This is a genomic window from Kocuria sp. CNJ-770 (genome assembly GCF_001942375.1).
Classification (GTDB): Bacteria; Actinomycetota; Actinomycetes; order Actinomycetales; family Micrococcaceae; genus Kocuria; species Kocuria oceani.
The window spans coordinates 1-4,420 of the sequence record NZ_MKJW01000024.1 but is presented as its reverse complement, the minus strand read 5'-3'; the positions used below and the strand labels follow the sequence as shown (position 1 = coordinate 4,420).

Here is a 4,420-nt window from a genome sequence, read left to right as displayed (position 1 = left end):
AAACGCGACCTCTCCGACCTCACCCGCGACATTCGGGCTGAGGAAGGAGAGGTGTGGGTCTTCGACCCGCAAGGAGTCGCCGGGGAGAAACCGACCTGGTGGTGGAACCCGCTGACCTACGTCACCGACAGTGAGCGCGCCGCCGAGATGGCAAACAACTTCGCCGCTGGCTCCCGAGACGTCGGCGCCAAGGGCGATGGTCACTTCGACTCCGCCGGCAAGGACCTCTTGGCCGGACTGCTGCTCGCGGCCGCCGTGGGCGGGGAGCCCATCGAGCGGGTGCACTACTGGCTGACCCGATCCACCGATGAGACCCCGGCACTACTGCTCGATGAGCACGGGTGGACCAAGGAAGCCGACTCGGTGGCCAGCACCATCCAGCAACCGGAGAAGTACCGAGGCAGCGTCTACTCCACCGCGCTGCAGATGGCCGCCTGCCTGAAGAACGAGAAGATCGCCGCCTGGGTCAACCCCACAGGTGCCGACGACGATCGCCCACAGTTCGATCCCCAGGCGTTCGTGGCCGGCAAGCACACCCTCTACGCCCTGTCCAAGGAAGGGGCCGGCACCGCCGGTCCTCTGGTCACCGCCCTGACCGTGGCCACCGTGACCGCCGCCGAGGAACACGCCGTCACCCAGCGCGGGGGCCGACTGGCGACCCCCATGCTCTGCGTGCTGGACGAGGCCGCCAACGTCTGCCGCTGGATGAACCTGCCCAACCTCTACAGCCACTACGGGTCTCGCGGCATCGTGGTCTCCACGTTCTTGCAGTCCTGGTCCCAGGGCGTGGACGTATGGGGCGAGTCCGGGATGCGCAAGCTGTTCTCCACGGCCAACGTCGTCACCTACGGCGGCAACGTCAAAGAAGAGGGCTACTTGAAGATGCTCTCGGAACTGATCGGCAAGTACACCTACACCTCCGTCTCCTCCTCGAGACAGAAGGACTCCGGGTCCACGTCCCGCCAGGACGCCACCGACGACATCATGTCGGTGGCCGACCTGTCCGCCCTGCCCAAGGGCCGGGCCGTGATGTTCGGCTCCGGGGCCCGGGCCGTGCTGCTGCGCACCATCCCGATTGACCACCGCCCCTACGCGGAAGCCTCCAGGGCCTCCGAAGAGGCCCACAACCGCCCCACAGTGGACACCGTCGATCACGAGCCCACAGCGCCGGCCGCCGAGCCAGTGGCGGCCGAGCCTGCCGGGAACCGGTGGGCGGCGCTGGTGAAGGAGTAGGCCATGGACTGGGAAGAAAAATCGTCCAGTGAGGGTAACGAGGACGTGGAAGAGCAGCCTCCTGCGGAGCTGGTCTACGCGAACGTGGTGGAGTTCGTCACCGAGATGTTGGCGCCGATGTACCGGCGTCAGCTGGACCCAGCTGGTCGCTCGAACACGTTCACCTGGTGCGCCCAGTGGTGGCGGCATGATGAAGCCGTGAGCCGTCTGACGGGGCTGTGGAGGGCGTGGGAAAACCTGCGCCTGGACCCCACTACCGGGCTGGCGGTGTGGTGGCAGAACCACGCCGACCCGACCATGCGGGTCCTCTTTGAGGAGAAGGGTCCTTTCCACGGCTGCACTCCCAGGGAGCACCGCCCCAAGGGAGTTCCACTGACTTTGGAGCCACCTCCAGAGGGCCTGTTCGACTGAACGTCACAGCGAGAGGGGCGCAACCCGTCACGGGTTGCGCCCCTCTCGCTGCTGCCCTCATGGCATCAGCCGAGTTCCAAGCCTCTTTCTCGTCCTGCTGGGCGCCCGGTGTTCTTGCGGGCCTTGGGGCCACGTTGGTGGAGCGCACAGCCTCTATGGGAGGCGTGCCCTGGTCCCGGTCGGCGGCCAGGCGTGCCCGTACCCCATCGCGGCCCTCCTCGGTGCCGCCAAAGGCCGCCATGAGGTTCTTGGCCAGGTTCGCCCGCCGGTCTCCGGAGTCCCAGAGTTCCTCGGCTTCGGCAGCCGCGTGACGGGTGTCGGCGTCGGTTTGCAGATCCCCCCGGCTGGCCTCTGCGGCATTGAGCGCGGCCTCGGCGTGGTCACGTTGGGCATCCACGGCTTCGCGGGCCGCGGTCCCCTGCTCGACTGTCTCAGTGCGCTGTTGCTGCGGGATGCGATCTTCCAGGTAGTCCTCCACGGCCAGCCCGTAGCGGTCCTTTACCTGAGACTCGATCCGTCCTCGCGCGGTGCGGGCGACCTCGTCGTGCTGCTCCCACTGCCGGGCCAGCGCGTAGTGGGCAGCGATGTCTTCCGGCTTGGCGGATTCCCAGAAACGGTCCTGATCCACCGGGGCGAGCTCGGTGCGCATCACTGCTCGTTCGGCTTCAAACCGGTCTTCCAGCTCCCGTCGCCGCTGCTGCTGCTCCATCAGGCGTTGACGCACTTGCTCGGCGCGCTGACGGGCCATCATCTCGCCCCAGCGCCCGGCGACGGCCATCGCTGCCTGGAGGTCACGGCCGATCAGATCGTTCACGCCATCGGGTTGTGTGCTCATCTCTACAGCTCCATTCCGTAGTCCGTGCGGGGGGTGTGATCTACGTAAGGGTGCTCAACCGTGGGCCCCTGGGTCTCGCGCAGCGCACCACGGGCACGGGCGGGTCCGGCGTGGGAGGCACTGCGCTTGGGAGAAGAAGGCTCGACTTCCGGTAGTGGCTCCGCCACCACCGAGAGGTGCTGCCGGAAGGTGTCCACGATCAACTGGGTCTCGCGCAGTTCTTTGTTGGCCTGATGCATGTCCTGGAACGCGCGGGTCATCCGCAGCATCTGGTTCATGATCAATGCCTGGGCCATCGGGGAGGGCGCTTTCGTGACCGCCAGCAGGAACGCCGTGGTGCCACTGGTACGCAGTGGGGCTTCCAGCGGGGTGGTGATCTTCAGCCCCGACCGGTGCGCCGAGCGTGCCAGCGTCCTGGCGGTGCGCCCCAAGGGTCCTTGCCCATCCTCGGTCGCGTGCGACCACGCCGCGAACACACCAGAGGCTTCCCGAGCCGCATGCGCCCACGCCTGATGGTCGTCCGGTGCGAGCTTCACCAGGCGCCGGCGAACCTCTTTCAGTTCATCCGCCAACCGCCGGGCGGTCACCTCATCCAGCACCGCACCGGGGGCGTCAGGGTGGACAATGCGGCGATGCCGCTTGGCAGCCATCCACTCCTCCGACGCCTCCTGCGCCGAGACCGGAGTGTCCGGCCAGCGGGTCCGCAGGGACGGGAGGGTGAGGTCCTGGGCGAGCTTGCCGCCACCGAACCACAGTGGCCGCTTGCCTTGCGGCGGACGCTCGGCCACGGAGTACCCGGTCACCACCGAATCAGTGCCAGCAGCGAACCTCGGGTGCACGAGCAGGTTCGCCCGGCGCATCTGCCGTACGAACTGTGCCTCTGTTTCGGCTGCTACCGCGCACGCGCGCACGGTGCGCTCCAGCGCGAACCGGGTCGGCTCCCTAGTGCTGTCCCGAGCGATCTCTCCCTGCTGCAACCATCGTTCGGAGTGGTTGCCAAGCTGGATGAGGTTGAAGTCCTTCTCGATGCTACGGGCGACCTTCTGCGCGCGGGAGAAGTCGTTGCCGTCGGCCCACTTCGTGCCGTCCTCCCGGATCGTGGAGGCCATGATGTGGATGTGGTCGTTGCCCTTGGTGGAACGCCCGTGATGCACCGCGACCCACTGGCACGGGGCCTTTGACCCGGCCTCGGTGAAGTCCATCTCGTCCATGAACCGGGCGGCGATGTCCGACCATTCCTGATCGGTGACCTCCCGGTCCTGGTACGGGATCGACAACGAGCAGTGCCAAATGTGCTTCGCGTCAGCGTCCACCGCGAAGGCGCGCCGGTTCAGGTCGATCTCGCGGGCGATGGACACCGCGGCTTCCTCATTGAGCTGCACATCGTCGTGCCACGACATGATGAGCGGGGAGCCGCCCACCAGGTGCGGGTCGGTGTGCTCGTTGGCCCTCCCCGGACCCACCAGGTACTTCATCAGCCCGATCGGCTTGTCACCCTTGGTGATGTTCGGGATCACGGGATCAACTCTTCGATCTTGGCCAGCACTTCCTCACCGAACCGCCGAGCCTCGCGCATCGTCTCGACCGTCTCGGGAAGGACCTCGCCGGTGCTGTTGGCGTGCCGGGCGATCTGGTTCACGTTGTTCGAGATCGTGGCCATCAGCCGGCGCATCGCCAGCAACTCCGCCAGCTGGTTCCGCCGCAGCTGCACCGCCACCGGATCGGTAGACCCGAACACCGCCTCGACCATCAGCGCCGAGGGTGAGAGCCCGGTCTGCTGCTCCAGCACCATCAGCTGAGCACGCTCGGACTCGGACATGGACACCCGGACGTACTGGGTCTTGCCCTCGATCCGCTTGCGACGGGACTTCCACACCCGACGCGGATTCTCCTGCTCCACCACAGCACCTCCTTCTCCTTATCGGCCCAGCGCAGCACCCC

5 protein-coding genes are annotated in these 4,420 nt (G+C 66.9%); 3 read left to right on the top strand and 2 right to left on the bottom strand.

Annotated elements, in window-relative coordinates; translation table 11 throughout:
* The 3 genes from BJF77_RS01345 to BJF77_RS20405 all read left to right on the top strand — a co-directional run.
* The coding region (locus BJF77_RS01345) for a type IV secretory system conjugative DNA transfer family protein (protein ID WP_075871068.1) at nt 1–1,233 on the top strand (1,233 nt) is incomplete at its 5' end.
* A gap of 3 nt (nt 1,234–1,236) precedes the next feature.
* Nucleotides 1,237–1,644, top strand: coding sequence for a DUF4913 domain-containing protein (locus tag BJF77_RS01340; RefSeq protein ID WP_075871067.1), 408 nt, complete (start codon nt 1,237–1,239; stop codon nt 1,642–1,644).
* 307 nt (nt 1,645–1,951) lie between these two features.
* Nucleotides 1,952–2,500 carry a hypothetical protein gene (locus tag BJF77_RS20405; RefSeq protein WP_075871066.1) on the top strand — a complete coding sequence of 183 codons (549 nt, stop codon included), beginning with the start codon at nt 1,952–1,954 and terminating at the stop codon, nt 2,498–2,500.
* Here BJF77_RS20405 and BJF77_RS01330 read toward each other — a convergent pair.
* A complete protein-coding gene (locus BJF77_RS01330) occupies nt 2,482–3,996 on the bottom strand; it encodes a hypothetical protein (RefSeq protein ID WP_075871065.1) in 1,515 nt (504 codons plus the stop codon). The genes BJF77_RS20405 and BJF77_RS01330 overlap by 19 nt on opposite strands.
* Complete coding sequence (locus BJF77_RS01325) at nt 3,993–4,382, bottom strand: MobC family plasmid mobilization relaxosome protein (protein ID WP_075871064.1); 390 nt, start codon at nt 4,380–4,382, stop codon at nt 3,993–3,995. The genes BJF77_RS01330 and BJF77_RS01325 overlap by 4 nt, the downstream gene beginning before the upstream one ends.
* Between the last annotated feature and the right edge of the window lie 38 nt (nt 4,383–4,420).